The sequence below is a fragment of the Mesorhizobium sp. M0001 genome, assembly GCF_040324255.1.
Lineage (GTDB): Bacteria > Pseudomonadota > Alphaproteobacteria > Rhizobiales > Rhizobiaceae > Mesorhizobium.
Genome location: NZ_JAMYVS010000006.1, coordinates 147,752 through 171,706 on the forward strand (window position 1 = coordinate 147,752; position 23,955 = coordinate 171,706).

The window sequence follows — 23,955 nt, forward strand, 5'->3', positions numbered from 1 at the left end:
CGCAGGCGCTAATTCGCCCGCTCTTTCGCCTTCAGCTCCAGCCTCCGCGCGTGCAGCACCGGCTCCGTATAGCCGTTCGGCTGTTCGCGGCCTCTAAACACCAGGTCGCAGGCGGCCTGGAAGGCTATGGAATTGTCGAAATCGGCGGCCATCGGGCGGTAGAGCGGGTCGCCGACATTTTGGAGGTCGACGATCGCTGCCATGCGCCGCAGCGAATCCATCACCTGGATCTGCGAGCACACCTTGTGGTGCAGCCAGTTGGCGATGTGCTGCGAGGAGATGCGCAGCGTGGCGCGGTCTTCCATCAGGCCGACATCGTTGATGTCGGGCACTTTCGAGCAGCCGACGCCCTGGTCGATCCAGCGCACGACATAGCCCAGAATGCCTTGCGCATTGTTGTCGAGCTCGCGCTGGATCTCGTCGGGGGTCCAGTTCGGCCGCACCGCCACCGGCACCGACAATATATCATCGAGCTTCGCCTTCGGCCGGCTCTTCAGCGCCGCTTGGACGGCGTGGACATCGACCTTGTGATAGTGCGTGGCGTGCAGCGTCGCCGCTGTCGGCGACGGCACCCAGGCGGTGTTGGCGCCGGCCTTGGGATGCGCGATCTTCTGTTCCAGCATCGCCGCCATCAGATCCGGCATCGCCCACATGCCCTTGCCGATCTGGGCATGACCGGCGAGCCCGCATTCGAGCCCGATGTCGACATTCCACGCCTCATAGGCGGAGATCCAGGCGGCCTGCTTCATGTCGCCCTTGCGGATCATCGGCCCGGCTTCCATCGAGGTGTGGATCTCGTCGCCGGTGCGGTCGAGGAAGCCGGTGTTGATGAACACGACGCGCTCCTTCGCCGCGCGGATCGCCTCCTTGAGGTTGACGGTGGTGCGCCGCTCCTCGTCCATGATGCCCATCTTGATGGTGTTTGCCGCCATACCGAGCAGCGCTTCGACGCGGTCGAAAATCTCGACTGCGAAGGCGACTTCCTCCGGCCCATGCATCTTCGGCTTCACCACATACATTGAGCCCGCGCGGGAATTCATCCGACGCCCGTTGGCGCCGACATCGTGCAGCGCGATCAGCGCCGTCATCGCCGCATCCAAGATGCCTTCCGGCACCTCGTTGCCATCGCGGTCGAGGATGGCCGGATTGGTCATGAGGTGACCGACGTTTCGCACCAGCATCAGCGAGCGGCCAGGCAAGCTCAGCGCGCCACCACTGGGCGCGGTCCAGGCGCGGTCCGGATTGAGCTTGCGCGTGAAGGTTTTGCCGCCCTTGCTGATTTCCTCCGCCAGATCGCCCTTCATCAGGCCGAGCCAGTTGCGGTAGACGATGACCTTGTCCTCGGCATCCACCGCCGCGACCGAATCCTCGCAGTCCTGGATGGTGGTCAGCGCCGATTCCAGGATCACGTCGGCAATGCCGGCCGGGTCGGTGCGGCCGATCTGGTTGGTGCGGTCGATGAGGATCTCGATGTGCAGGCCGTTCTGGACCAGCAGGATGGCTTCCGGGTTGGCACCGTCGCCGCGATAGCCGGCAAATTGTTTCGGGTTGGCCAGCGTGGTGCCGCCGGCGCCAGCGCCGAGCCGCAAGGTGCCACCCGAAACCGTCAGCCCGTTCACGCCGGCCCATTTGCCCGAGGTGAGCGGCACGGACTCGTCCAGAAAACTCTTCGCCCAGGCAACCACCTTGGCGCCGCGCACGGGGTTGAAGCTTTTGCCCTTCTCGGCGCCACCGGTCTCGGCAATGGCGTCGGTTCCGTAGAGCGCATCGTAGAGCGAGCCCCAGCGAGCATTGGCGGCGTTGATCGCATAACGCGCATTCATCACCGGCACCACCAGCTGCGGCCCGGCAACGCTGGCGATCTCGGGGTCGACATTGTCGGTCGTCACGGAGAAGGCCGGCCCTTCGGGCACGAGATAGCCGATCTCACGCAAGAAGCTTTTGTAGGCCTCCATATCGATGGGCGCGCCATTGGCGCGGTGCCAGGCGTCGATCTGTTCCTGCATGGCGTCGCGTTTGGCCAACAACGCCCGGTTCTTCGGCGCGAGATCATGGACGATAGCCGAAAAGCCGTTCCAGAAGGCGTCGGCGGCAATGCCGGTACCCGGCAGCGCTTCGCCGACAAAGTCATGCAGTTCGCGGGCAATCCGCAATCCGGCGATCTCGACGCGATCGGTCATCAGGGCTTCTCCAGATGAAAGGCTTTGCGGCCTTTGGCATGTCAGGGGTGAAGGGTCAATTCAGCTTAGGGTGAAGGCGGGGAATTTGAAGCTGCTGATCTCTCCCCTCGTGGGGGAGATCACCTAAACCGCAATCCTCGGCCGACCCGATGCAACCGCCACCACATGCGCTTCGATAAACATCCGTTGGGCCTCAACCGTAGACACCTTGAACTCGGTCGAAACGTCGATCTCGGCATTATCCGTGCCGGCATCCTTCGCGCGCGCGGCTACGATCGCCCGCACATCAGCCTCCGCTGCCGCGATCGCCTCGGCCTCGTCCGTGAAGTCGCGCACCGTTTGCCCCGACGCCAAACGAAACAAACCTTCCCTGGGCTGGCTGACGCGGGCTTCGGCGGAGACGCGGACCTGGCCGACGACAGCGCCGAGCGCGTTGGCGACATCAGTATCCTCCGGCACCACGCACTCATTACCGACCAGCTCGGCCAAGCCGGCATAGTGCAGCGGCGCCGAGGCGCCGAGGCCAATGACCGGACGATCGAGCGCGACGCTGAGCCTTGCGATGCCGGGATGGGAATCGACGGCGCGCTGCACCAGCGCATGCGCGACGGTGGCGGCGCCATCCAGCCCATCCTCGGCAAAGGCTGTCTCCAGAATGTATTCGGCCGACCAGCGCGTGAGCGTCAGCAGCACGCGTTCGGAAATCACCTCCGGAGACGGCGCGATGTACTGGCCTCGCCCATCACGCTTGCGGGCAAACAGTTCGGCGCCGAGCCGGGCCGCAAGCGGGTCCCAGTTGGCCTGCTTGCCGAGCACATGGGCGGCGTCCGAGGGGGTGAAGCCCGAGATATGCACAAGACCGCGCGAGACCAGCCGGTTCAGCGTGGCGTTCTGGGCGTTCGAGGTGAGCAGCCTGTCGATGGCGAGCGGCACGGCACCAATCAGTTCATACAGTTTCGCCTCGGGCGCGGTCAGGCCGGCGGCGAGCCTGTCCGGCACGCCGGTGCGCAACGCAAAGCGGCCGTCCATGCGGCCGGGGTTGGGCGCCCTGAGCTGGCGCTCGAGCTCCGATGTCACGGAAACACCATGCATCATGCCGGCCAGCGCCAGTGGCACCAGGCGGCGCGGCCCGAGCAGGATCTTCGGGTTGAGCGCGCCATCTTCCAGCGCCACTTCGGAATCGCCGCCGAGGCCGAAGGTGCGCATGGCGACCGCCTCGACCATGGTGCGGAAGCCACCGACGGTGGCGCCTTCGGGGTCGAGCCGGGGCCGGCCACCATCGAGCACGGCGACATCGGTGGTGGTGCCGCCAATGTCGGACACCATGGCGTTGTCCAGGCCCGTCATGTGGCGGGCGCCGACCAGGCTGGCGGCCGGGCCGGAGAGGATGGTCTCGATCGGCCGCTGGCGGGCAAACGCCGCCGAAACCAGCGCGCCATCGCCGCGCACCACCATCAGGGGCGCTGCGATGTTGCGGGCTTCCAAAAATCCGTCGGTTGCCGCCACCAGCCGGTCGATCATCGAGATCAGCCTGGCGTTGAGCAAGGTGGTGAGCGCGCGACGCGGACCGCCGAGCTTGGCCGACAATTCATGGCTGGCGGTCACCGGCAGGCCGGTCTTTTCGCGGATGAGGTCGCGCGCGGCGAGTTCATGCGCCGGGTTGCGGGTGGCGAAATAGGCGCAGACGGCAAAGCCCGACACCGAGGCGCCGAGTTCAGGGAGTGCTGCTTCCAGCCCCGACAGATCGAGCTTGGCCGCATTGCCGTGCACGTCATGGCCGCCCGGACAAAACACCACCGGATCGGTGCCGAGCGCCGTCTTCAGCCCGTCGCGCGCAAGGTCGGCCCCGGTAAAGCCGATCATGATGAGCGCCACACGCCCACCCTGGCCCTCGACCAGCGCATTGGTGGCGAGCGTCGTCGACATCGACACGAGTTTGATAGCGGCCGGATCGGTGGCGGATTTTCCCAGCACCGCATCGACCGCGCCGGAAATGCCGACAGCAAGATCGTGCCGCGTGGTCAGCGCCTTGGCCTTGGCCAGCACCTTGCCTTTTGGCCCGCCTTGTTCCGACCACAGCACGGCATCGGTATAGGTGCCACCGGTGTCGATACCGAGAAACAGGGGTTTTGGCTTGGCGGTCATGTCTGGCGGTCCGGGATTCTGCTCCCCCGCCCTTAGCCGATACGGCCCAGCTGATAAAGGCGGGAGAGGTGGGCCAGTTTGACCCTCGTCGCCGCTCATGCCCGCCAAACTTTGTAACGGTCACATTTTTTCATTGGTGCGTGGCCTGCCTTTGCGTGCACCATGCGCCGATCTCATCCCTTTCAGGACTTCGCCATGACCACGCTTCCCGGGATCGCCGACATCCATGCCGCCGCCGCGCGGCTCTCCGGCCTGATCGCCGAAACGACCTTGATCGAATCGCTGGAACTCAACAAACGCTTCGGCGGCCGCATCCTGTTCAAGCCGGAGACGCTGCAGCGCACCGGCTCGTTCAAATTCCGCGGCGCCTACAACAAACTGTCTTCGCTGAGCGAAGAAGAGCGCAGCCGCGGCGTCGTCGCCTTCTCCTCAGGCAACCATGCTCAGGGCGTCGCCGCGGCGGCTGCCATGTTCGGCGTCAAGGCGGTCATTGCCATGCCGGCCGACGCGCCGGCGATGAAGATCGCCAATGTCCGCAAGATGGGCGCCGAAGTGGTGCCGTTCGACCGCTTTCGCGACGACCGCATGACGGTGGTGCGACCCTACATGGACAAGGGCATGGTGCTGGTGCCTCCTTTCGACGATCCGGCCATCATCGCCGGCCAGGGCACGATCGGTCTCGAACTGATGCGCCAGGCAAAAGCGCTCGGCGTCAGCCTCGATGCGGTCGTCATTCCCTGTGGAGGCGGCGGCCTGACGAGCGGCATTTCGATCGCCGTCAAGGATGCCTCGCCGGCCACAGCAGTCTGGGCCGTTGAGCCCGAGCATTTCGACGACACCCGCCGCTCGCTGATCGAGGGAAAAAGGGTTTCTAACGAGCCCGGCCACAGTTCGATCTGCGATGCCATCCTCACCGCAGAGCCCGGTGCCATCACCTTCGAGATCAACCGCAAGAACCTCGCCGGCGCCATCGCCGTCTCCGACAAGGCGGCCGCACAGGCGGTGCGCGACGCCATGGCCCATCTCAAGCTGGTGGTCGAACCCGGCGGCTGCGTGGCGCTGGCGGCGCTCTCGTCAGGCGAGATCGAACTGTCGGGCAAATGCGTCGCCGTCGTGCTGTCAGGCGGCAATGTCGATTTCACCACCTATGCCGAGATCATGGCCGCGGCCTGAGAACCGATATGGCAGACGCTGAGATAAGGGCGGCTCTCGATCGCCATTGGGCTGCCTCCGATGCCAATGATCTGGAGACGGAGCATCAGATCTATCGCGAGGACGCGGTGCTCGATTATCCGCAATCAGGCGAGCGCATCAGCGGACGGCACAACATCCAGTCGTCGCGCGCCACGCAGCCCAACCGGAAGCGCTTTGCCGTGCGGCGGATCACCGGGTCAGGCGACCTCTGGATCACCGAATATGTCCTGACCTATGACGGGATTCCGTCCTATACGGTGAGCATCATGGAGTTCGTCGATGGCTAGGTGGTTCGCGAGACCCAGTATTTCGGCGATCCGTTCGAGCCGGGGCAGTCGCGCGCGCAATGGGTCGAACGGATACCTTGAAACACGGCGGCGGTAGCATGACCGGCCACCATCCGCTCGATCGTGCCGAACTGCCTGATGATACGGCCGATCTCGCCCGCTATCTCATCGGCAAGCTCGTGGTGCGGGAGCTGCCGGAAGGCATCGTCAGCGGCCGTATCGTCGAGACCGAGGCCTATGTCACCGGCGACGCCGCCGGGCACGGCTATCGCGGCATGACGCCGCGCAACCGTTCGCTGTTCCTCGGGCCCGGACACGCCTACGTCTACCTCGCCTATGGGGTCTCCTGGATGCTCAATGTCTCGAGCGAGGGGCCGGGCACCGGCACCGGCGTGCTGATCCGGGCGCTGGAGCCGCTCGAAGGCATCGCCATCATGCGGCTGAACCGGGGCGTGGAGCGCCTGCGCGACCTGGCGCGCGGGCCGGGGCGGCTCGCCCAGGCATTGCGGATCGACCGTTCGCTGGACGGCCTCGATCTGTGCCGCCAAGGCCCGCTATGGCTGGCAGCCGACGAGCACGAGCCCGGCGACATCGGCCAAGGCATCCGCATCGGCATCACGAAGGATGCGGACCGCCCGCTGCGGTTCTATGTCAGGGGCAGTCCGTTCGTCAGCGGTCCGCCATCGCTCAATTCCTGAACGCTCAGTCGAGCGTGCGCCTGAACCGCACCAATGCGACGCCGGCAAACAGGGCCACGAACCCGACCAGCCAGGCGATCTCGCCCGCAACCGCCGGCAGTTCGGCGCCCTTCAGCATCACCGCGCGGGTGATGCGCAGAAAATGCGTCAGCGGAAAAATCTCGCCGAAGGTCTGCGCCCAGCCCGGCATGCCGCGATAGGGGAACATGAAGCCGGACAGCAGGATCGACGGCAAGAAGAAGAAGAAGGTCAGCTGCAGCGCCTGCATCTGCGTGCGGGCGATGGTCGAGATGGTGTAGCCAAGCAGCACCAGCGCCAGCACGAACACCAATACGGCTGTAAGCAGCAGCGACATGGAACCGGTGAAGGGGATGGCGAACAAGAGCTTCGACGCCGCCAGCACCACCACCACCTGGACGCCACCGACCACAAGATAGGGCAGCACCTTGCCCAGCATGATCTCGAACGGGCTGGACGGCATGGCGAGCAGGTTTTCCATCGTGCCGCGCTCGGTCTCGCGGGTCAGCGCGATCGAGGTCATCATCACCAGGGTCATCTGCAGGATGACGCCGAGCAGGCCGGGCACGATGTTGTATTGCGAGATGCCTTCCGGATTGTAGCGCTGGTGCACCACCACATCGAGCTGGCCCCTGGCGGCCTCACTCGCCGCCTCCTGCATGCCTTGCGCCCGAAGCAGCGCCTGGCTGGCCACTTTGCTTAGCGTCGAGATGGCGCCGCTGGCGGCGGCCGGGTCGGTGGCGTCGGCCTCGATGAGTATCTGCGGATTGTCGCCGCGCTCCACCCGGCGGCCGAAATCGGCCGGGATGGTGACGACGAAGGCGACATCGCCGCGCGCCATCAGGAATTCGGCAGCCTCGGCACTTTGCGCAACATGGTCGAAGCGGTAGTAGCCGGTCGTCTGCAGGGCCGCGACAATGGCGCGGGTGTAGGGGTCGTTGCTGGTCGCCACCAGTGCGGCAGGCAGGCTTTTGGGATCGTTGTTGATGGCGTAGCCGAACAGCACCAGCTGCAAAAGCGGCACGCCCAGCATCATGGCGAAGGTGATGCGGTCGCGCCGCATCTGGATGAATTCCTTGATCAGCAGCGCACCGAGCCTGGCGAAGGAGAAGACGCTGTTCATGCCATATTGTCCTTCGAGCCGGACATGAACTGGATGAAGACGTCCTCGAGGCTGGTCTCGCCGGGTTTTACGCTGACGCCCTTGTGCTCCTTCTCGACATCGGCGAGCGCCTTTTCGAGCTTTGCCTTGTCGGAGCCGACGACATGCAGCGTCGCGCCGAACGGCGCCACCTGGTCGACGCCGGGCCGGTCCCTGAGTGCATCGGCGACCTGGTCGAGGCGCGGTCCCTGCAGCACGAAGGTGGTCAGACCGGCATTCGTCACCACCTCGTCCACCGTGCCGGTGGCCAGCATCTTGCCGTAGGAGATGTAGCTGATGCGGTGGCAGCGCTCGGCCTCGTCCATGTAATGGGTGGAGACCAGCACGGTCAGACCGCCGCTCGCCAGCCGGTGGATCTCGTCCCAGAATTCGCGCCGCGCCTTCGGATCGACGCCGGCGGTCGGCTCGTCGAGCAGCAGCAGCTTCGGCTTGTGCATGATGCAGGCGGCCAGTGCCAGCCGCTGCTTCCAGCCGCCCGACAGCGTGCCGGCGAGCTGGTTGCGGCGGCTCGTCAGGCCAAGCTCTTCCAGCGTTTTCGACACATGCTCCTCGACCGGCTTCAGCCGGTAGAGCCGCGCCACGAATTCGAGATTCTCGCCGATCGTCAAATCCTCGTAGAACGAGAATTTCTGCGTCATGTAGCCGACTTCGCGCTTGATGCGGAGCGACTCGGTGCGGATGTTGAAACCCAGCACCGTACCTTCGCCGTCGTCGGGCGTCAGCAGGCCGCACATGATGCGGATGGTCGTCGTCTTGCCGGACCCGTTGGGCCCGAGAAAGCCGACGATCTCGCCCTCGGCCACCGTCATCGTCACATGGTCGACGACAGTCTTGTCGCCGAAACGCTTGACCAGGCCATGAACGTCGATGGCGTTCATTTTGCGGAGGCCACCAGCTCGACATCGACGATCTGTCCCGGCTGCAGCGCTTGCGCCTTGCCCTCAGGCCGCGCCTCGACGAGGTAGACCAGCTTCTGCCGGTTCTCGAGCGAGTAGATCACCGGCGGGGTGAATTCCGGGTCGGGCGAGACATAGCTGACGCGCGCCTTCACCTCCGGCCCGCAGCCGTCGCAATGGACGACAAGCAGCGTGCCGACCTTGATCGACGAGAACGCACTTTCCGGGACATAGACGCTGAGCTTTACCGCACCGTCCGGCAACATCGAAATGACAGGCGCGGTCGGACCGGCGGTGTCGCCGGGATTGCGGATGACGTCATTGATGCGGCCGGGCGAGGGTGCCGCCAGCACGCGCTTCGACAGCCGCCACTCAGACTGCTTCAACGCCGACTGCGCCTGTTTGACCTGATTGTCTGCCGCCTTGATCGTTTCGGGACGCGCAGGCAGACCGCCGACGGCAAGGTTGGCCTGCGCCTGGCCGACCTGCGCATTGGCGGTCTCCAGCGTCGCGGCGGCGGTGTCGTAGTCGGCCTGCGTGCCGGCGCCACGCTTGAACAGGTCGGCGGCGCGGTCGTATTTGCGCTTGGCATCCGTGGCCTGGGCCTTGGCCATGTCGACCTCGGCCTTCAGCACCGCGATCTCCTCCGGCCGCTTGCCGATCTGCAGGTCGGCAAGCTGCGCCTGCGCCTGGGCGAGCGCGGCCCCTGCCTGGGCGACGGCGATTTTTGCGTCGGCGCTTTCGAGAGTCACCACCGGCGTGCCTGATACAACACGGTCGCCGCGCTTGACCGCGACGGTCTCGACCTGCGCCACTTCGATCGGCGCCAGCAAGACATAGTCGCCCTCGACATAGCCGACGGCAAGCGGCGCTGCCGGCGCGCAGGCGCCGAACAGCTGGGCCGCGAGCGGCAGGGAACAGAGAAAACTCATCGCTTGCCCTCCTTGCGGGCGACCGGATTTCGGGCCGCCAGTATGGCGCCAAGATTGCTTGTGACCGCCGCCACCACCTTGGCGGCTTCGGTGTTACCGATCTCGCGCCAGCCCATACGACGCATCACTGCTTCGCGGCCGATGCGGAAATAGATGACCTGGCCGATCAGCGTGAAGACCACGAGCTTGGTGGCCTCGCTTTCGGCCGGCTCGCCCGTCGCCTGTTCCCAGATCTGGCAGAGGCGGCGATGCGTCGGTTCGAACACCCCGTCATAGATGCGGTCGAGGGCGGCCGTCGGATGCGTCAATTCCCTAAGTACAAATTGTACGATATCGCCAGCTTCCGGCCGGGCGACGATAAATCCTACCATCCGCTCCAATGCGGTCGAGAGCTGCGCCCGCGCCGTCTCTGAACTGGCTTGACCTTGCAGCTGCATGCCGCCGAGCGCCTGGCCGGCAACCGCCTGGATGGTCTCGACGATGTGGTCGGCGGCGGCCCCGCGGAGCCCTTCCTTGCCGCCGAAATGATAGGCGATGGAGCCGATGTTGGCCTTCGCCTCCGCCGCGATCTCGCGCGTCGAGGTGCCGTCGAAGCCCTGCCGCCCGAACAGTTTGAGCGCGGCCAGCACCAGTGCGGCGCGCGTCTGCTCGGCGGGCGATGTCTCCTGGCGGGGCATTTTGTCGGGCGCGGATTTGATCATGTCGGCCTGTTTATCAATCGATTGATTAAAGTCAAATTGATTATCTACGGCCGCTTGCCATGTCGAGCCGCAGACGCTTTAGTGCGCGGCCATGGGCAAGGAAGTCGAACGCAAGTTCCTGGTCTCCAGCGCCGAATGGCTGGAAATGGCCGAGGCGAATATACGCATTCGCCAGTTCTATCTTGCCGCAACACCCGGCCGCACCGTGCGCGTGCGCATCAGCGACGGCAGTTCGGCGAAGCTGACGCTTAAATTCGGCAGCAAGATCCGCGAGCGTGACGAATACGAATATGAAATTCCACTGGCGGACGCAGAGGAGATGCTGGCCTTCGCCATCGGACATGTCATCGAGAAGACACGCCACCATGTTAGGCATCGCGGCTATCTCTACGAAGTCGATGTTTTCGGCGGGATTCTAGCCGGCCTTGTGGTGGCCGAACTGGAGACGCCGGAGGATGTACCTGACGAAATGCTGCCTGATTGGCTCGGCCGCGAAGTGACCGGCGAGCAGAGATTTTACAACGCGTCGCTCGCCCTAGAGCCGGATGATTTTAGGTCGGGTCGACCTAAAATTGGAATCCGGCTCTAAATCAAAAGAGATGGAGCATGATGTCGTCCGAAAACCGCTTCACACTTTTCGGCATCATGCTCTAGGGGGATTCCGGAGATCGCCGCATGAGCTTTCGCATCGATCCGCGCCTGCCGCTGACCGGCGAGGTCAGGCGTATCCTTGGCGAGGAGATCGGCAAGGCGCTTGCCCATCTGGCCGTCGCGCGCGACCAGCCGGAGCAGGCATTGCACAAATGCCGCAAGCGGCTGAAGAGCGCGCGCGCCTTGCTGCGGCTGGTCCGTTCCGGAAATGAAACATTCTGTCGGACTGAGAACCAATGCTACCGTCAGGTGGCGGCGCTGCTTGCCGGGCCGCGCGAGGCGACCGCGCTGGTCGAGACCGTCGACCGGCTGGCAGCCGCCTTTCCCGAGCAGGTTGCCGGCGGCGGCCTCGACAGCGTGCGCGACCGGCTTATCGCCCGCCAGCATGAAATGCATGCCGGGGCTGGTCTCGACGCCGCCATAGGCGCGGCCACGGCCGCCTGCGAGGAAGGCCTGATCCGGATCGAGCGGCTGCTGCTCCCCGATCTGCCTGAGCATGCAGCCGATGTGCTTGCGGAAGGCGCTCGCAAGACCTTGCGCCGTGCCAGGAAGGCGCTGGACCGGGCGGGATCGCGCGGCGAAGCAGAGGATTTCCACGATCTGCGCAAGGCTGCCAAGACCCACTCGATGCATTTGTCGCTGCTCGGCCGGCTGTGGCCGACGCCGATCAAGGTGCGGCGCAAGGCAGTTGATGAACTTGGCGAAAAACTCGGCGAACTGCACGACGTCTTCGTCATGCGCGTGTTGCTCGAGGCCGACGGTGAGCCGTTCGGCGATGCGCAGGACACAAGGCTTCTTGGCAAGCTTTTGAAGCGCTCGGAAAAAAGCCTGAAGAAGAGCTGCCTCGCCGGAGCGGCCGAGCTGTTCGGCGACAGCCCCAAGCGCTTGACGAAGAAACTCGCGCGCAATGCGCGCGACGACCTCGCCGGCCCGGCATTGTCGGAAGAGGTCCCGGTCGGTTGATCATGGCCGAGGACGTCACCTCGTGCTAGTCACACTTTGCCATGACCGCGCCGCGCGACACGCTTCTCGACCGACTTGGCCGCTGGCTTGCCGGCCGGCTGCAGGACGAATCCTCCGGCTATGAGCCCTACACGCCGTCCGACGCCGAGACGTTGCGGCGCACGCTCGAGCCCGGCGACATCCTGCTCATCGAAGGCAACCAGAAGATCTCGGCGGCGATCAAATACCTGACCCAGTCGACCTGGTCGCATGCGGCCTTCTATATCGGCGATGCCTTGTCCGAGCCGGAGGACGGATCGGAACGGCGTCGGCTGATCGAAGTCACGCTCGGCGAAGGCTGTGTCGCCGTGCCGCTGTCGCGCTACCGCACCTACAACACCCGTATCTGCCGGGCGAGCGGGCTGACCCCGGAAGACCGCGACCATGTCGTCGCCTTCATGATCGGCAAGCTCGGCCTGAAATACGATCTCAAGAACATTTTCGACATGCTGCGCTTTTTCCTGCCGACGCCGCCGGTGCCGGTGCGCTGGCGCCGCCGCATGCTGGCTTTCGGTTCCGGCGATCCGACGCGCGCCATTTGCTCGACGCTGATCGCCGAAGCCTATGGCGAGATCCGCTACCCGATCCTGCCCGAGATCACCCGCGCGCCCGGCCGCGCCTCGGCGCAGTCGAACTATTCGCGCCGCGAAATCCTGCACATCCGCCACCACTCGCTCTACACGCCGCGCGACTTCGACCTGTCGCCCTTCTTCCGCATCGTGAAACCGACGCTGGAATTTGGTTTCGACTACCGGGCGGTGACCTGGGAGGACAAGGCAGGCACCGACGCCGCAGCCGCGAAGGCTGGCGCAATCGCCTCAGACACGTGATGGGTTCGGCCTGAGTCATGAGGTGCAGGCATTTCACATGGCGGCCTGCATCACGCCGAAACCGCAATTGCGCCCTGGTTTTCGGCTCTGTGTTCGACCCAGACATGGACCGGTTCGTCCCGGCCGCGGATGCTAACCGGTCCATGATCGCGCGCATTCAACTGTGTCGCGGGCGATTCCCCCTTCGCGGCCTCAATCAGTCGTGACCCAAAGCAAATATTCGCCTGAAGCTCACGGCAGAGCGCCTGCAAACGGCTGGCGACGTTGACGGTGTCGCCCACCACCGCGAAGGACAGGTTGCGCTCGCTGCCGACCGCGCCGAGGACGACGGCGCCATATTGTGCACCGATCCGAACGTCCAGCGGCGGATATCCCCTGGACACACGCTGGACATTCCAGTCTTCGATAGCGGCGATCATCGCTTCAGCGCACCGGATGGCCCGGGTTGCGTCGTCATGGCTGGCTTGCGGAACCCCGAAGGTCGCCATGATGCAATCGCCGATATAGTTGTCGACGGTGCCATGGTGGTCGAAAACGACCTGCTCCATGCGACGGTGGAACTGACGCAGTAGTTCGAACACTGCTTCGGCCGGATGATCCTCGGAATAGTGTGTGAAGCCGACGATGTCGGCGAACAGCACCGCGATATCCTGCCGGCGGACCGGACCGAAGGGCTCGTCATCCGAGGCGAGCTGGTCGACGACATTGGGCGAAAAATGCCGGGCGAGATTGGCGCGGGCGCGCTCTGCCTTGACATAGTCTTCCGACAGATGCCGGGAACGGGAGACGACCAGCGCCATGATCGCGCCGATAATCAGGACAACCAACACATTGGTCGCCTGCGCGAACGTATCGACGAAATTGGGGTTGAGATAGAGATTCAGTCGCTCTGTCATCGGCAGCGAATAGAGGTTCGTTGCCGGAATGACGGTTCCCGCATGCAAAACCACCCATCCCACCCCGATCGTCCACGTCAAGGCCGCGAGCGCGCCGAGATAGAGCGCCAATCGTGTCGAAAGGGTCAGCGCGCCAAGGCATACGAAAATCAGCAGGAATTTGAAGCTGCCCTCGCGCAGTTGCATCGCGGCCGGCGCGACCTCGAGGGAAAACGGGTTGGGCGTTACCAGCAGAACGGTCAACAGAATGATGTCCAGCGTACCGACGAGGTAACCGATCCACCATGGCGCGTTGCGGCGGCGCGCAAAGCGAAACTGGATCAGGCCGACGAGTTGGAACAGCGCGAGGCCCGCCAGCACGAAGAGCAGCGAGGCATCCCAGCGGCTGATCAATGAAAAGAAGCAGGAGATCACGGCAAGCGACGCCGTGCGCGCCCAGAACTGCAATGCAGCACCCTGGCGTTCTGCCCGCTCCCGCAAATTTTTCAGGCGCGAATAGCGGCGAAGTTCAAGTGTTGGCGCGGTCGGCATAGGATCACTTCGATTTTGCGGGGACGGTCACGCATTCGGCAAACCCGCCCCGTACAGTCTGGCAAATCAGCGCGCGAACTCTATCATGGTTTCGTTTTTGAAACGCGGCTGGCGCGTCAAGCCGGCAGCAGGCGGCGTCCCTTTGCCGGAGCGGTGGGCCGGTCGGACGCACCGGCATCCCTGGGGTGCGGGCCGATCGGCATGATCGCCGGAAACGGGGTTGCGCCAAAAGCAAACGTCCATTTGTAGCCGGTCAACCCGTCTTCCGGCGTCGTGTGCTGGTCGTGATGGGCGAGCAGCTTGACGCGCTCGGCCAACTCCTCGGCCTCGCGCTTGACCATCTCCGCCGTCTCCGGCCGCATCCGCCTGGAGAAGGAGACGAAGGTCGCTTCCCGCTCCAGGTGGCTGATCGCCCAGCCGATGAAATTCTTGTTTGTCATCTCGAACAGCGGCCTGAGCGGCCCTTCGAAATTCCACTGGATCGGCGTGTCGACCAGCAGCCGTGCCGACAGCCCGCTGCCCAGTGCGATCAGGCCGAGCGCTTCGAGATCGCGCAGATAGAGGAACATCGACGCTTCGCTCAAGCCCTGCGAGCGCATGACGCCCTCGGGCGTGAATTTCTCCGATAGCATGACGAAGATGAACAGCAGCGCCGGCCGTCCGGCAAGCTTGCGCTCGACCTCTGGCGCGATGCGGTTGACCGGTCCCGGCCCCCGGTTCATCGACCCCAGCACGTTTTCCAGCTCGACGCCGGCGGCAGCGCAGATCCCGACGAGACGGTCGAGCTTGCAGTTGCGCTCGTGGAAGATGCGCTTGACCGTCGGCTCGGAAACGCCCATCCGCCCGGCAAGCTCACGATAGGTGACGCCCTTGGCCTTCAGCGTCCGCTTCAGCGCCTCGAAGATCAGGCCGTTCATGGAATGCACCTCTTTTGCGCCATTTCGTATCGGTTTCCGATACTAGCTCGAATCGTCCTTCCGGAAAAGTATCGAAACTCCTAGCTCTCCGCCATCCATCACAGGAGACCTGGCCATGAAAACCCTCATCACCTCGATTTGCGTCGCCGCCTTCGCTATCGCGCTCGCACCTGCGGCCGAGGCCGCCGAACTCTGGCGCGCCTCGGGCTTCGAGCAACCGGAATCGGCGCTGTTCGACGCCGCCAACAATCGCATCATCGTCTCCAACATCGTCGGCAATCCCGGGGAGGCCGACGGCAACGGCTATCTCTCGGTGCTGTCGCTGGACGGCAAGATCATTAGCCAGCACTGGACCGACGGCATGGATGCACCAAAAGGCTCGGCGATCTCCGGCGGCAAGCTCTACGTCGCCGATGTCACCAAGGTGCGCATCGTCGATCTCGCCAGCGGCAAGCTCGTCTCGAGCATCGATGTGCCCGGCGCCGTTTTCCTCAACGACGTGACATCGGACTCATCGGGCAAGGTTTATGTCACCGACATGCTTGCCGATGCGATCTACCGCATTGACGGCGACAGGCCGGAACTTTTCGTGAAGGATGCGAAGCTCGCCGCACCCAACGGCATCTTTGCCGATGGAGGTCGGCTGATCGTGGCGTCCTGGGGCAAGGGCATCAAGCCGGACTTCAGCACTGCCGCGCCCGGCGGCCTGCTGTCGGTCGATCTCGCGACGAAAGCCGTGACGCCGCTGCCTGGCGCACAAAACTTTGCCGACCTCGATGGCGTCGTCGCCATCGGCGACAGCATCTACGCCACCGCCTTCATGACCGGCACGCTCTATCGGTACAAAGTCGGCGAGGCGCCGGAGGCTGTAGAGCAGTTCAAGCCGGGCAGCGCCGATATCGGCACAGACGGCACGCGGATTTTCGTGCCGCTGATGAACGAGGGCGAGATCGTGGTGCTGAGCCTGGACTGACGGCGCACATTTGCCGGCTCAGCCAACGGGCGCGGCTTTGAGTTGCGCCCGCGCATCCTTGATCGAAGCGGCAAAGGTCACCAGCGGCCGCTTGACGCCGTGGTTGATCAGCATGCGCCGTGTCTGCGGCGAGGCGCCGGCGATGATGAAACGCACGCCGGCGCGTTTCGCCTTGTGCGCCGCGCCCTCGATGACATTGGCCGCGGTGGAATCGAAGAAGGGCACCGCCGAACAATCGAGGATGAAGTTCTTGCGCTGGTCGGCGATGCGGTCGAGCACCGTGCCGACAGTAGAGGCGGCGCCGAAGAAGAAGGCGCCGGAGATGCGATAGACGACGGTGTCGGCGTCGCTTGCCTCGCTTGCATCGTAGGCGCGGCCGCTGCTGTCGGCGACATCGTCCTGCACCAGCGGCAAATCCGCCTCCACGGCGATCGACTTGGCCATACGGTCGATGAACAGGATCGAGCCTAGCGCGAAGCCGACGACGATGCCTTCGGTGAGGTCGCGGAAGATGACGATCAGGAAGGTTGCCATCAGCACCAGGGCATCGCCGCGCGAAGCGCGCAGCAACGTGGCGAAGGCCTGCTTCTCGAACATGTTCCAGCAGACAACCGCCAGCACCCCGGCAAGGGCGGCAAGCGGGATGTAGCTGGCCAGCGGTGCGGCCACCAGCATGAAGACCAGCAGAAAAAGCGAATGCAGCATGCCGGAAACCGGCCCATGCGCGCCGGCCCGCACATTGGTGGCGGTGCGGGCGATGGTGCCGGTGGTGCAGATGCCGCCGAACAGGGCAGACGCGATGTTGGCAAAGCCTTGCGCCACCAGTTCGCAATTGGAACGGTGACGCCGCCCGGTCATGCCATCGGCGACCACGGCCGAGAGCAGCGATTCGATCGCGCCGAGCAGCGCAAAAGCCACCGCATCCGGCAGCACCGCAAGCGCCTTGTCGAGGCTGAGCGCCGGCAGCGCCGGAAATTGCAGGCTGCGCGGAATGCCGCCATAGTGGGTGCCGATCGTTTCCGCCGGCAGCGAAAGCAGCGCCACGACAAGGGAGGCCAGTCCGACGGCGATCAGCATGCCCGGCCAGCCGGGCCGCCAGCGCTTCACCCCCACGATGGTGGCGATGGTCAACGCCGCCACCAGCGTCGCCGAGATGTTGAGCGTGCCGGCCGCGTGGCCGATCGCCATCAGTTTCGGCAGCAGCGGCCCGGGCTCCGGCCCGGCAAGCCTCAGCCCGAACAGTTCGACGATCTGGCCGGAGAAGATGATGATCGAGATGCCGGCGGTGAAGCCGACCGTCACCGGGTAAGGGATGAATTTGATATAGGTTCCGAGCCGGAGATAGCCGATGGCGAGCAGGAAGATGCCGGCCATCATCGTCGCCAGCAGCAGTCCGTCGACGCCTTCGCGCTGCACCGTCGCCGCCACCAGCACGATGAAGGCGCCGGCCGGGCCGCCGATCTGGAAGCGGCTGCCGCCGAGCGCCGAGACGATGAAGCCGCCGACAATGGCCGTGAACAGGCCGCGCTCCGGCGTCACGCCCGAAGCAATCGCAATCGCCATCGACAGCGGCAACGCGACAATGGCGACGGTCAGCCCGGCCATGAAGTCGGCCTTGAACTGCGGCAGGCGGTAACCTTCGCGCCAGACCGTCACCAGCTTGGGCGTGAACAGCTCTGAAAATGTCGGCTTTGCCGACTTCTGGGCCGGTTGATGCACTGCCCGCCGGATCTGATCCATGGACTGCCTTCCGCTTGCGTGAAGGCGGCGGGATCGTCGGCAGGACTGTCGGCGGTCGCCGTCGCGACTATATGCCGGCTCAGCCTTGCGGGTTCGGCGGCGCGACCGGCTTGAGGCGCACGCCCCGGCCGCCGCGCTCGCTGGTCTGGTTCTCGCCGATGAGCTCCACCCCGGCCTCGTCGAGAGCCTGGACAACCTTCATCAGCGTATCGACCACACCCCTGACCACGCCGTCACTCGCTTCCATGCGCTGGATTGTCGGAAGCGAAACGCCGGCACGCTCGGCGAGTGTCTTCTGATCGATGCCGGCCAGCGCCCTCGCGGCGCGCATCTGCGCGGCAGTGATCATCGGTCGGAACCCCCGTCTGAGTCTGCGGAGACGACGTGTAATACAATCATAGTGATGTTTCAACCATCATAAAGCATACATGAAACATGATCTCTCCACAAAGCCGGATGGCGGGATACGGGATGAGCATGCTACGTTAACCGCCTTGGCTCTTATGGCGGGGAAATATCAGTTGAAGATTTTCAGGACCTTGACGACGTCGGCAGCCTTGCTGTCGGCGGTTTTTCTGCTGGCAGGCTGCGGACACGGGCTGATCAACCGGCTGATTTGAATGTCGCTCCGGATCGTCAGTCTTCGGGCTCGTTGCCATCGGCCACCGCCTTGTTCCGCTGCAGCATTCGCGCCGCCAGCCAGCACAGCGTCGCCCAGGTGAAGCCGGCGCACCATCCCGCCAGCACGTCGGAAGGCCAGTGGACGCCGAGATAGACGCGGCTGACGCCGACCAGCAGCGTTACCAGCACCGCCAGGCTGAGGACATAGATTTTCGTCGTTCGTCCCGGCAGGAAGCGCGCTGCCAGCGAGCCCAGCGTGAGATAGGTCACCGCCGACAGCATGGCATGGCCGCTGGGAAACGACAGCGACGTCTCGTTGGCCAGGTGCGAGACAAGATCGGGGCGCGGCCGGTCGATGCCGGCCTTGAGCAAGGTCGACAGCAGCTGCCCGCCAGCCACCGCGACAAAGATCAGCAGCGCCGTCCTCGGCCTACGGATCAGCAGGAGGTAGACGATCACCGCCGTTACGATCAGCGCCAGCACGCTGGAGCTGCCGAGGCTGGTGATGTCGCGCATCGCGCCTTCCAGCCATGCCGGGCCGACGGGAACATCCGGCTGACCCACTTTTCGGAAAGCGAGCAGGATCTCAGTATCGAAAGCGTGCGGCGTGGTGGCCCGCGCCACCTCCATCAGTTCCTCGAAGCCCCACAGCCCGGCGGCTATCACCAGCCCGGCCAGCAGCACCGGAAATTCAAGCCAGTTGGTGAACGCACGCGGGGTCTTCATCGGATTACAGTCGCCCCTGCAGGTAAGGCCCGAGCGAGATCAGCACCACCGCCGCGATGGCCAGCACGATGCCGGTCGCCTGCAAGGCATTGACGCGTTCGCCGAAGAACACCAGCGCCACCACATTGACCGCCACCAGCTGGATCACCGCCGACAGGCTGAACGACACCGACATGCCGAACTCACGAACCAGCCGCAGCATCATCAGATTGCCCGCCGTATAGAGCGCCAGTGTCAGCACGATCTTGCCAAGGCTTGGCGCCAGCCCCCATTGCTTGGCCGCGATGGCCGCCAGCAGGAAGATCACCGTCGAAATGACGAGCTGCGCCAGTCCCCAGAAACTCACTTTTGTGCCTCGCTGTCCTTTGTGGCAGCTCTTGTTTCGCAAGCGTGGCGGCACGTCAAGCAGACTGCGGCGGAACAGGCCACGGCCGAGGTGCTGAATGAATGGCAGCGCGATCGCGGTCTGACTGCCACGCTCGGTCGGATTCGTGCAAACCCAGGCAGCTGCGCTCAAGCATTGGAAAAGAATGGACTTTTAAACATGGCGCCCTACCTCTTCTGGAGGAGAGTGCCATGCCAAAGTCCGTCTATGACCGTGGCCTGCTGAAACCCGACGACATCGCCAGGCTGCAACGCGTGTTCGACGAAGCCTGCCGCAGGCGCGACGTGCATCCCGATTCGGCGGAGGCGCGGGAGATCGCGCTGAACCTGCTTGCGCTGCACAATGCCGGCATGGTCGAGGAAGATATGCTTATGGAAACCGTGGGTTTCCGCCGGTTGGAGCCGAAATCAGCCTGAGGCCCGCAAGGCGGCCTGGAGCGATTCCAGGAAAAGTGTGAAGCGGTTTTCCGTCCGGAATTGCGTAAAAATAAAGGCCTAGGAGCGGTTCGCCGTTTCCGTGAAACGGTGAAACGCTCTAGCCGGCGCGCTGCACGACGGCCACATTCATCTCTGCCCGCAGCCTGAAGCCGATGGATTCGTACAATCCAACCGCGTTGGCATTGCTGGCATAGGCATGCAGGTAGGGAACTTCGCCGCGCGCAAAAATTCGGTTGGCCACGAACACCGACAGCAGCCGGCCGAGGCCGCTGCCGCGAAATTCGGGATGCGAGCAGACGCCGCTGAGTTCGCTGTAGCCGGGCTGCTTCATGCGCTCGCCGGCCATCGCCGCCAGCCGGTCGTCGATTTTCACGCCCCAGAACTCGCCGAGGCTCAGCGCCTTGAGCGTGAACGGGCCGGGCTTGGTCAGTGACGCCAAAGCAAGCATCTCGGCCGCGTCGTCCTGCGTCAGCTGCTGCACACGCTCGTCCGACACGGAAGGCAATGGCGCCTCGGCAACCATCTGAACGCCGAAGGCGGTCACGGTCGCGGTCAGTTCCGGCGGCAAGGCAACGGGGTCCGCCTGGAGCATGAACACGCTCTCACCTGCAGGAATGAGGCTTGCGAGCGCCTGCAGACTCTCAGCGTCGTCTGCCCCGGAAGCCGCGAAGGGGACGATCGAGGAGGGATAGCGCCTGGCGAGCCTGTCGCCATACGCAAAGATCCGATGCCGCGTGTCGAGCGCGCTCCAGACCGGACGATCGAGGACATGGCTCATGGCGCGACATCCTGTTTCACACGGCGGTCGAGCGGGGCCGCCGCCAGGCCGTCCTCCATTGCCGAGAGTTGTTCGAGAAGCGGCCCTGCAAGGCCTTTGCACAAGTCGGCAACGGCGTTCTCGATGCGCGGCCAAACGTCCCGCTTCGCCTTATCGACCAGGCGCTGGCCGTTCGCGGTCAGCGAGATCATCCTGCGGCGCTGGTCGTCGTTCGATGGCGCGGCCTCGACCAGCCCCAACTCGGCCAGCAGCGCCACGCTGCGCGTCACCCCCGGCTGGGTGATCCCCAGTGACTGCGCCAGTTCGCCGACAGGCAGCGGCCCAAGCCGGTCGAGCGCGGCCAGCAGAGGATACTGGCTGGACTGCACCGGCACCTCCAGCCCATCGAGCATGCGCTGCGTATCGGCCTGCAACTGCTCGCCGATGCGCTTCAGCCTGCTGCCGAGGGTGAGGTAGCCAAGGGATCGAATGATGTCTTCCATGGGTGGTCCGTCTCCTGGATAACCATAACATGTTATATAATCATGCAATGAACGAGTTCAAGCGCCTGCTTTGGAGGTTGGCCGCAAGCATCTCAACTTCGTCGTCCTTGGGCGAAGCAGGAGCGAAGCTCCGTCGCGGAGACCCAGGGATCATGCCTTGGCCGTGGAAGCAGCGGAGCAGAACCTGCAACGCAGCGTAGTTCAGAAGTCACGGCATGGATCCTCGGGTCTGCGCCGTCGCTACGCTCCTTGCTTCGCCCGTGGATGACGACGGGATCGGCGTTTCAGCCAATCGCCAGGATATTCGATCCGTCTTGCAGATGCGTTGAACCACTAGTCCGCGCCATAGCAGCAGCCCGAAGTGCGCGGTGGTTCTCCGTCCAGAAGCGCTCGTCTACAACCCCTTGGCGATCTGACGGGCAATCGCTTCGGCCTGCAGGCCGGCGCTGTGAAAATAGCTGGTCAGGCTTGGCCGCATGCCGATGAACCACAGGCCGGGCTGGCCGCTCGGGGTGCCGCCATTGGCCTTCGGCACGCCCTTGGCGTCGAGCACGCCGAGATCGCCCAGCATGGCCTCCAGGCCGGTGCGATAGCCGGTTGCCGCGATCACCACATCCGGCTCGAGCACCGTGCCGTCGTTTAGCCGCACGCCGGCGCCTTCGAAAGCCGCCACCGGCGCCACCACCGAAATCCATCCGGCCTTCAGCGCGGCAACCGCGCCGTCGTCGACGGCGATCGCGATTTGCTCGACGCCGAGCCGGCTGGCGCCGCCCTTCGGCGCTGGCGGCAGGCCGAAGGGGGCGAGGTCGCCGAACACCAGCCGCTGCGTCGCGGCAATCGCGGCATCGGCAATCCACGTCGGCAGCATCGCCATGAAACCGCCGAAGCGCGCCACGGCGACCTTGCCGATCCGTTTCGGCATCAGCGACGGACCCTGCCTGGCTGACAAGCAGATGGCCTTGGTGTCGGCGCGGGCGAGGTGGTTGAGCACGTCGAAGCCGGAATTTCCGGCTCCGACCACCAGCACGCTTTTGCCCACATAGTCCTGTGCTGTGCCGAAATCGGCGGCGTGGACAAGTTTGCCGGTGAAAGTCGCCTTGCCTTGCCAGTCCGGCGTCCATGGCAAGCGGTCGCGGCCGGTGGCGACGATGACATTGCGGGCGCTCAGCGTTTCCCGGCCCGTATGGACGAGCCAGCCATTGCCTCTGCGTCCGATCCGCTCGGCGGCGGTGCCGAATTCGACCCTTACGCCGCGCGCGCGGGCAAAATCCTGGAGATAACCGACGATGGCATCCTTGTTCGGAAAGGCGGCGGTGCGTGGCGGATAGGCAAGGCCGGGCAGGGCCGATAGCGCGCGATGCGTGTTGAGGGTCAGCTTCTCGTGCCGCCGTCGCCACGGTTCGGCGATCCGCGGCTCCTTTTCAAGCACGACGACCCGCACGCCGCGCCGGCCAAGCGCGTCGGCGGCCGCCAGCCCCGCCGCGCCGGCGCCGATGACGATAACCGTATCGTCGGGTCCTTTCGGCCCCAGGACGATAGGCATCGTTTCGCTTGTCGTAGCCGCCATTCGGTCGAGATTTCCTTTTAGGTGCGCCATGGGGGACCCGTCCTATGTGGCACGTCCCATATGGCACAGGGGCGATATGATCGATAATGAGGTCGCGTCAATGCGACTGATTCGAGGCCTTGGGGGCAAGCCTCTGTTTATCATCGGCACGCGGAAGCTCGACCATGCCCTCCTTGCGTATCTTTCTCGACAGACTGCTGGAGGGCGCCGCAGCCAAGGTGCCGCGCCAGGATTTTTCGCATGTCGAGCGGCTGGCGCTTGTCCGCCGCCACGGCGACTTCTCGCTGGCCTATTCGACCGCCGTGCAGCAAAAACTGTCCTATTTCGGTGACGCCGACGGCTACATCGCCTTCGGCACCAAGATGAAGCACCATTTCGCGCTCGGTGACCCGGTGGCCCATCCGGCCGATCGGTCCGACTATATCAGGCGCTTTGTCGAAGCCGCCGACAGCCCGTGGTTCGTGCAGATCGGCGAACCGACGGCGCGCGTGCTGTCCGGGCTCGGCTACCAGGTCAACCGTCTCGGCGTCGACACGCGGCTGGAACTGCCGGCTCACGATTTTTCCGGCAAGCGCAACGAAACCGTGCGCTATTCCGAACGCTGGCTCTTGAAGAAGGGGTTTTCCTTTGGCGAAGGAGCGGTCTATCTCGACGAGGTCCAGCGCCTGTCGCAGAACTGGCGGGCAGACCGCATCGTCAAGCGCTGGGAGATGGCGTTCCTCAACCGGCCCTTTGCCGATCATCTCGGCATCGATATGCGCCGTTTCGTGCTCTACAGCCCGGAAGGCGAGCTCGTCGCCCTGCTCGATTTCGATCCGATGTTCAGTGGCGGCAAGGTGATCGGCTACACCACCTCGTTCAAGCGCAAGCACATCGATGCCTCGCCGCATGCCGAAATCGGGCTGACCAAATTCGCCGTCGACCGGTTTCGCAATGAGGGCATTTCTGTCGTCACGCTCGGCCTGTCGCCGATGCTCGACGTCGGAGCCAACGGCTTTGCCGAATCGAGCTTCTGGCGCAACGCCTTCGAGCGGGCCTATGAGTCGCCCTGGGTCAACCGCAGCAAGTTCAACCTCAAGGGCCAGGCGGCGTTCAAGCGCCGCTTCCACGGCGTCGAGGAACCGACCTACATCGCCTTCCGCGAGGGCAGGCTGATCGAGATGCTGGGGTTGCTGCGCCTCATCAAGGCGATCTAGCAAGAAGCGT

Annotated in this window: 24 protein-coding genes and 1 pseudogene; 10 read left to right on the plus strand and 15 right to left on the minus strand. The window is 64.5% G+C overall.

All coding sequences use genetic code 11. The features are described from left to right. Positions 1-8 precede the first annotated feature (8 nt). Both NKK50_RS18740 and NKK50_RS18745 read right to left on the minus strand, forming a co-directional pair. Positions 9-2,180 (minus strand): malate synthase G, encoded by a 2,172-nt coding sequence (locus tag NKK50_RS18740; RefSeq protein WP_023819275.1) that lies wholly within the window; start codon positions 2,178-2,180, stop codon positions 9-11. A 123-nt stretch (positions 2,181-2,303) separates the two neighbouring features. Further along, positions 2,304-4,325, minus strand: a complete 2,022-nt coding sequence (locus NKK50_RS18745) for a hydantoinase/oxoprolinase N-terminal domain-containing protein (RefSeq protein WP_023752360.1) — start codon at positions 4,323-4,325, stop codon at positions 2,304-2,306. 195 nt (positions 4,326-4,520) lie between these two features. Here NKK50_RS18745 and NKK50_RS18750 point away from each other — a divergent pair, with 195 nt between their 5' ends. From NKK50_RS18750 to NKK50_RS18760, 3 genes and pseudogenes are all read left to right on the plus strand, one after another. Further along, positions 4,521-5,498 (plus strand): threonine ammonia-lyase, encoded by a 978-nt coding sequence (locus tag NKK50_RS18750; protein WP_023673293.1) that lies wholly within the window; start codon positions 4,521-4,523, stop codon positions 5,496-5,498. Positions 5,499-5,506: 8 nt separating this feature from the next. After that, positions 5,507-5,887: pseudogene (locus tag NKK50_RS18755) on the plus strand (nuclear transport factor 2 family protein). A gap of 17 nt (positions 5,888-5,904) precedes the next feature. Continuing rightward, positions 5,905-6,504, plus strand: coding sequence for a DNA-3-methyladenine glycosylase (locus NKK50_RS18760; RefSeq protein WP_023681283.1), 600 nt, complete (start codon positions 5,905-5,907; stop codon positions 6,502-6,504). Between the two features lie 4 nt (positions 6,505-6,508). Here the strand turns inward: NKK50_RS18760 and NKK50_RS18765 are convergent, their stop codons facing one another. The 4 genes from NKK50_RS18765 to NKK50_RS18780 are packed head-to-tail and all read right to left on the minus strand — an operon-like array spanning position 6,509 to position 10,213. After that, on the minus strand, positions 6,509-7,645 hold the full coding sequence (locus tag NKK50_RS18765) for an ABC transporter permease (protein ID WP_023681282.1): 1,137 nt from the start codon (positions 7,643-7,645) through the stop codon (positions 6,509-6,511). Next, positions 7,642-8,562 (minus strand): ABC transporter ATP-binding protein, encoded by a 921-nt coding sequence (locus tag NKK50_RS18770; protein WP_352520674.1) that lies wholly within the window; start codon positions 8,560-8,562, stop codon positions 7,642-7,644. The genes NKK50_RS18765 and NKK50_RS18770 overlap by 4 nt, the downstream gene beginning before the upstream one ends. After that, positions 8,559-9,512: an HlyD family secretion protein gene (locus NKK50_RS18775; protein ID WP_352543744.1), complete on the minus strand. Its 954-nt coding sequence runs from the start codon at positions 9,510-9,512 to the stop codon at positions 8,559-8,561. The genes NKK50_RS18770 and NKK50_RS18775 overlap by 4 nt, the downstream gene beginning before the upstream one ends. Then, the gene (locus NKK50_RS18780) at positions 9,509-10,213 is read right to left on the minus strand and encodes a CerR family C-terminal domain-containing protein (RefSeq protein WP_023703848.1); all 705 of its coding nucleotides are present in this window, start codon (positions 10,211-10,213) and stop codon (positions 9,509-9,511) included. Before NKK50_RS18780 ends, NKK50_RS18775 begins: the two co-directional genes overlap by 4 nt. A gap of 91 nt (positions 10,214-10,304) precedes the next feature. Here NKK50_RS18780 and NKK50_RS18785 point away from each other — a divergent pair, with 91 nt between their 5' ends. The 3 genes from NKK50_RS18785 (at position 10,305) to NKK50_RS18795 (ending at position 12,696) form a co-directional block, all read left to right on the plus strand. Next, positions 10,305-10,802 carry a CYTH domain-containing protein gene (locus tag NKK50_RS18785; RefSeq protein WP_023728787.1) on the plus strand — a complete coding sequence of 166 codons (498 nt, stop codon included), beginning with the start codon at positions 10,305-10,307 and terminating at the stop codon, positions 10,800-10,802. A gap of 86 nt (positions 10,803-10,888) precedes the next feature. After that, the gene (locus NKK50_RS18790) at positions 10,889-11,827 is read left to right on the plus strand and encodes a CHAD domain-containing protein (protein WP_352543745.1); all 939 of its coding nucleotides are present in this window, start codon (positions 10,889-10,891) and stop codon (positions 11,825-11,827) included. Positions 11,828-11,868: 41 nt separating this feature from the next. Beyond that, positions 11,869-12,696, plus strand: a complete 828-nt coding sequence (locus tag NKK50_RS18795; protein ID WP_023710375.1) for a C40 family peptidase — start codon at positions 11,869-11,871, stop codon at positions 12,694-12,696. A 50-nt stretch (positions 12,697-12,746) separates the two neighbouring features. On the opposite strand, the gene NKK50_RS18800 is transcribed toward NKK50_RS18795, so the two are convergent. Both NKK50_RS18800 and NKK50_RS18805 read right to left on the minus strand, forming a co-directional pair. Beyond that, a complete protein-coding gene (locus tag NKK50_RS18800) occupies positions 12,747-14,123 on the minus strand; it encodes an adenylate/guanylate cyclase domain-containing protein (protein WP_352543746.1) in 1,377 nt (458 codons plus the stop codon). Between the two features lie 116 nt (positions 14,124-14,239). After that, entirely contained in the window at positions 14,240-15,040 is an 801-nt protein-coding gene (locus tag NKK50_RS18805) for a helix-turn-helix domain-containing protein (protein WP_352543747.1), read from the minus strand. Between the two features lie 115 nt (positions 15,041-15,155). Here NKK50_RS18805 and NKK50_RS18810 point away from each other — a divergent pair, with 115 nt between their 5' ends. Next, entirely contained in the window at positions 15,156-16,013 is an 858-nt protein-coding gene (locus tag NKK50_RS18810; protein WP_352543748.1) for an SMP-30/gluconolactonase/LRE family protein, read from the plus strand. An 18-nt stretch (positions 16,014-16,031) separates the two neighbouring features. On the opposite strand, the gene NKK50_RS18815 is transcribed toward NKK50_RS18810, so the two are convergent. Together NKK50_RS18815 and NKK50_RS18820 are read right to left on the minus strand one after the other, a co-directional pair. Next, positions 16,032-17,753 (minus strand): SulP family inorganic anion transporter, encoded by a 1,722-nt coding sequence (locus NKK50_RS18815; RefSeq protein WP_352543749.1) that lies wholly within the window; start codon positions 17,751-17,753, stop codon positions 16,032-16,034. 79 nt (positions 17,754-17,832) lie between these two features. Continuing rightward, entirely contained in the window at positions 17,833-18,102 is a 270-nt protein-coding gene (locus tag NKK50_RS18820) for a helix-turn-helix domain-containing protein (RefSeq protein WP_023687514.1), read from the minus strand. A gap of 79 nt (positions 18,103-18,181) precedes the next feature. Between NKK50_RS18820 and NKK50_RS18825 the strand changes: the two genes are divergently transcribed. Continuing rightward, the gene (locus NKK50_RS18825) at positions 18,182-18,373 is read left to right on the plus strand and encodes a hypothetical protein (RefSeq protein ID WP_023687515.1); all 192 of its coding nucleotides are present in this window, start codon (positions 18,182-18,184) and stop codon (positions 18,371-18,373) included. A 16-nt stretch (positions 18,374-18,389) separates the two neighbouring features. Here NKK50_RS18825 and NKK50_RS18830 read toward each other — a convergent pair whose 3' ends face one another. Continuing rightward, on the minus strand, positions 18,390-19,100 hold the full coding sequence (locus tag NKK50_RS18830; protein WP_023701943.1) for a phosphatase PAP2 family protein: 711 nt from the start codon (positions 19,098-19,100) through the stop codon (positions 18,390-18,392). Between the two features lie 4 nt (positions 19,101-19,104). Further along, the gene (locus tag NKK50_RS18835; RefSeq protein WP_023681268.1) at positions 19,105-19,446 is read right to left on the minus strand and encodes a hypothetical protein; all 342 of its coding nucleotides are present in this window, start codon (positions 19,444-19,446) and stop codon (positions 19,105-19,107) included. 230 nt (positions 19,447-19,676) lie between these two features. Between NKK50_RS18835 and NKK50_RS18840 the strand changes: the two genes are divergently transcribed. Further along, positions 19,677-19,901: a hypothetical protein gene (locus NKK50_RS18840; protein ID WP_023673272.1), complete on the plus strand. Its 225-nt coding sequence runs from the start codon at positions 19,677-19,679 to the stop codon at positions 19,899-19,901. A gap of 118 nt (positions 19,902-20,019) precedes the next feature. Here the strand turns inward: NKK50_RS18840 and NKK50_RS18845 are convergent, their stop codons facing one another. The 3 genes from NKK50_RS18845 to NKK50_RS18855 all read right to left on the minus strand — a co-directional run bounded on the left by NKK50_RS18845 (position 20,020) and on the right by NKK50_RS18855 (position 22,725). Beyond that, positions 20,020-20,700, minus strand: a complete 681-nt coding sequence (locus NKK50_RS18845; RefSeq protein ID WP_023732788.1) for a GNAT family N-acetyltransferase — start codon at positions 20,698-20,700, stop codon at positions 20,020-20,022. After that, the gene (locus NKK50_RS18850; protein WP_023687520.1) at positions 20,697-21,182 is read right to left on the minus strand and encodes a MarR family winged helix-turn-helix transcriptional regulator; all 486 of its coding nucleotides are present in this window, start codon (positions 21,180-21,182) and stop codon (positions 20,697-20,699) included. The genes NKK50_RS18845 and NKK50_RS18850 overlap by 4 nt, the downstream gene beginning before the upstream one ends. Positions 21,183-21,576: 394 nt before the next feature. After that, positions 21,577-22,725, minus strand: coding sequence for a flavin-containing monooxygenase (locus NKK50_RS18855; protein WP_352543750.1), 1,149 nt, complete (start codon positions 22,723-22,725; stop codon positions 21,577-21,579). A gap of 188 nt (positions 22,726-22,913) precedes the next feature. Here NKK50_RS18855 and NKK50_RS18860 point away from each other — a divergent pair, with 188 nt between their 5' ends. Then, complete coding sequence (locus tag NKK50_RS18860) at positions 22,914-23,945, plus strand: phosphatidylglycerol lysyltransferase domain-containing protein (RefSeq protein WP_352543751.1); 1,032 nt, start codon at positions 22,914-22,916, stop codon at positions 23,943-23,945. Positions 23,946-23,955: the final 10 nt, after the last annotated feature.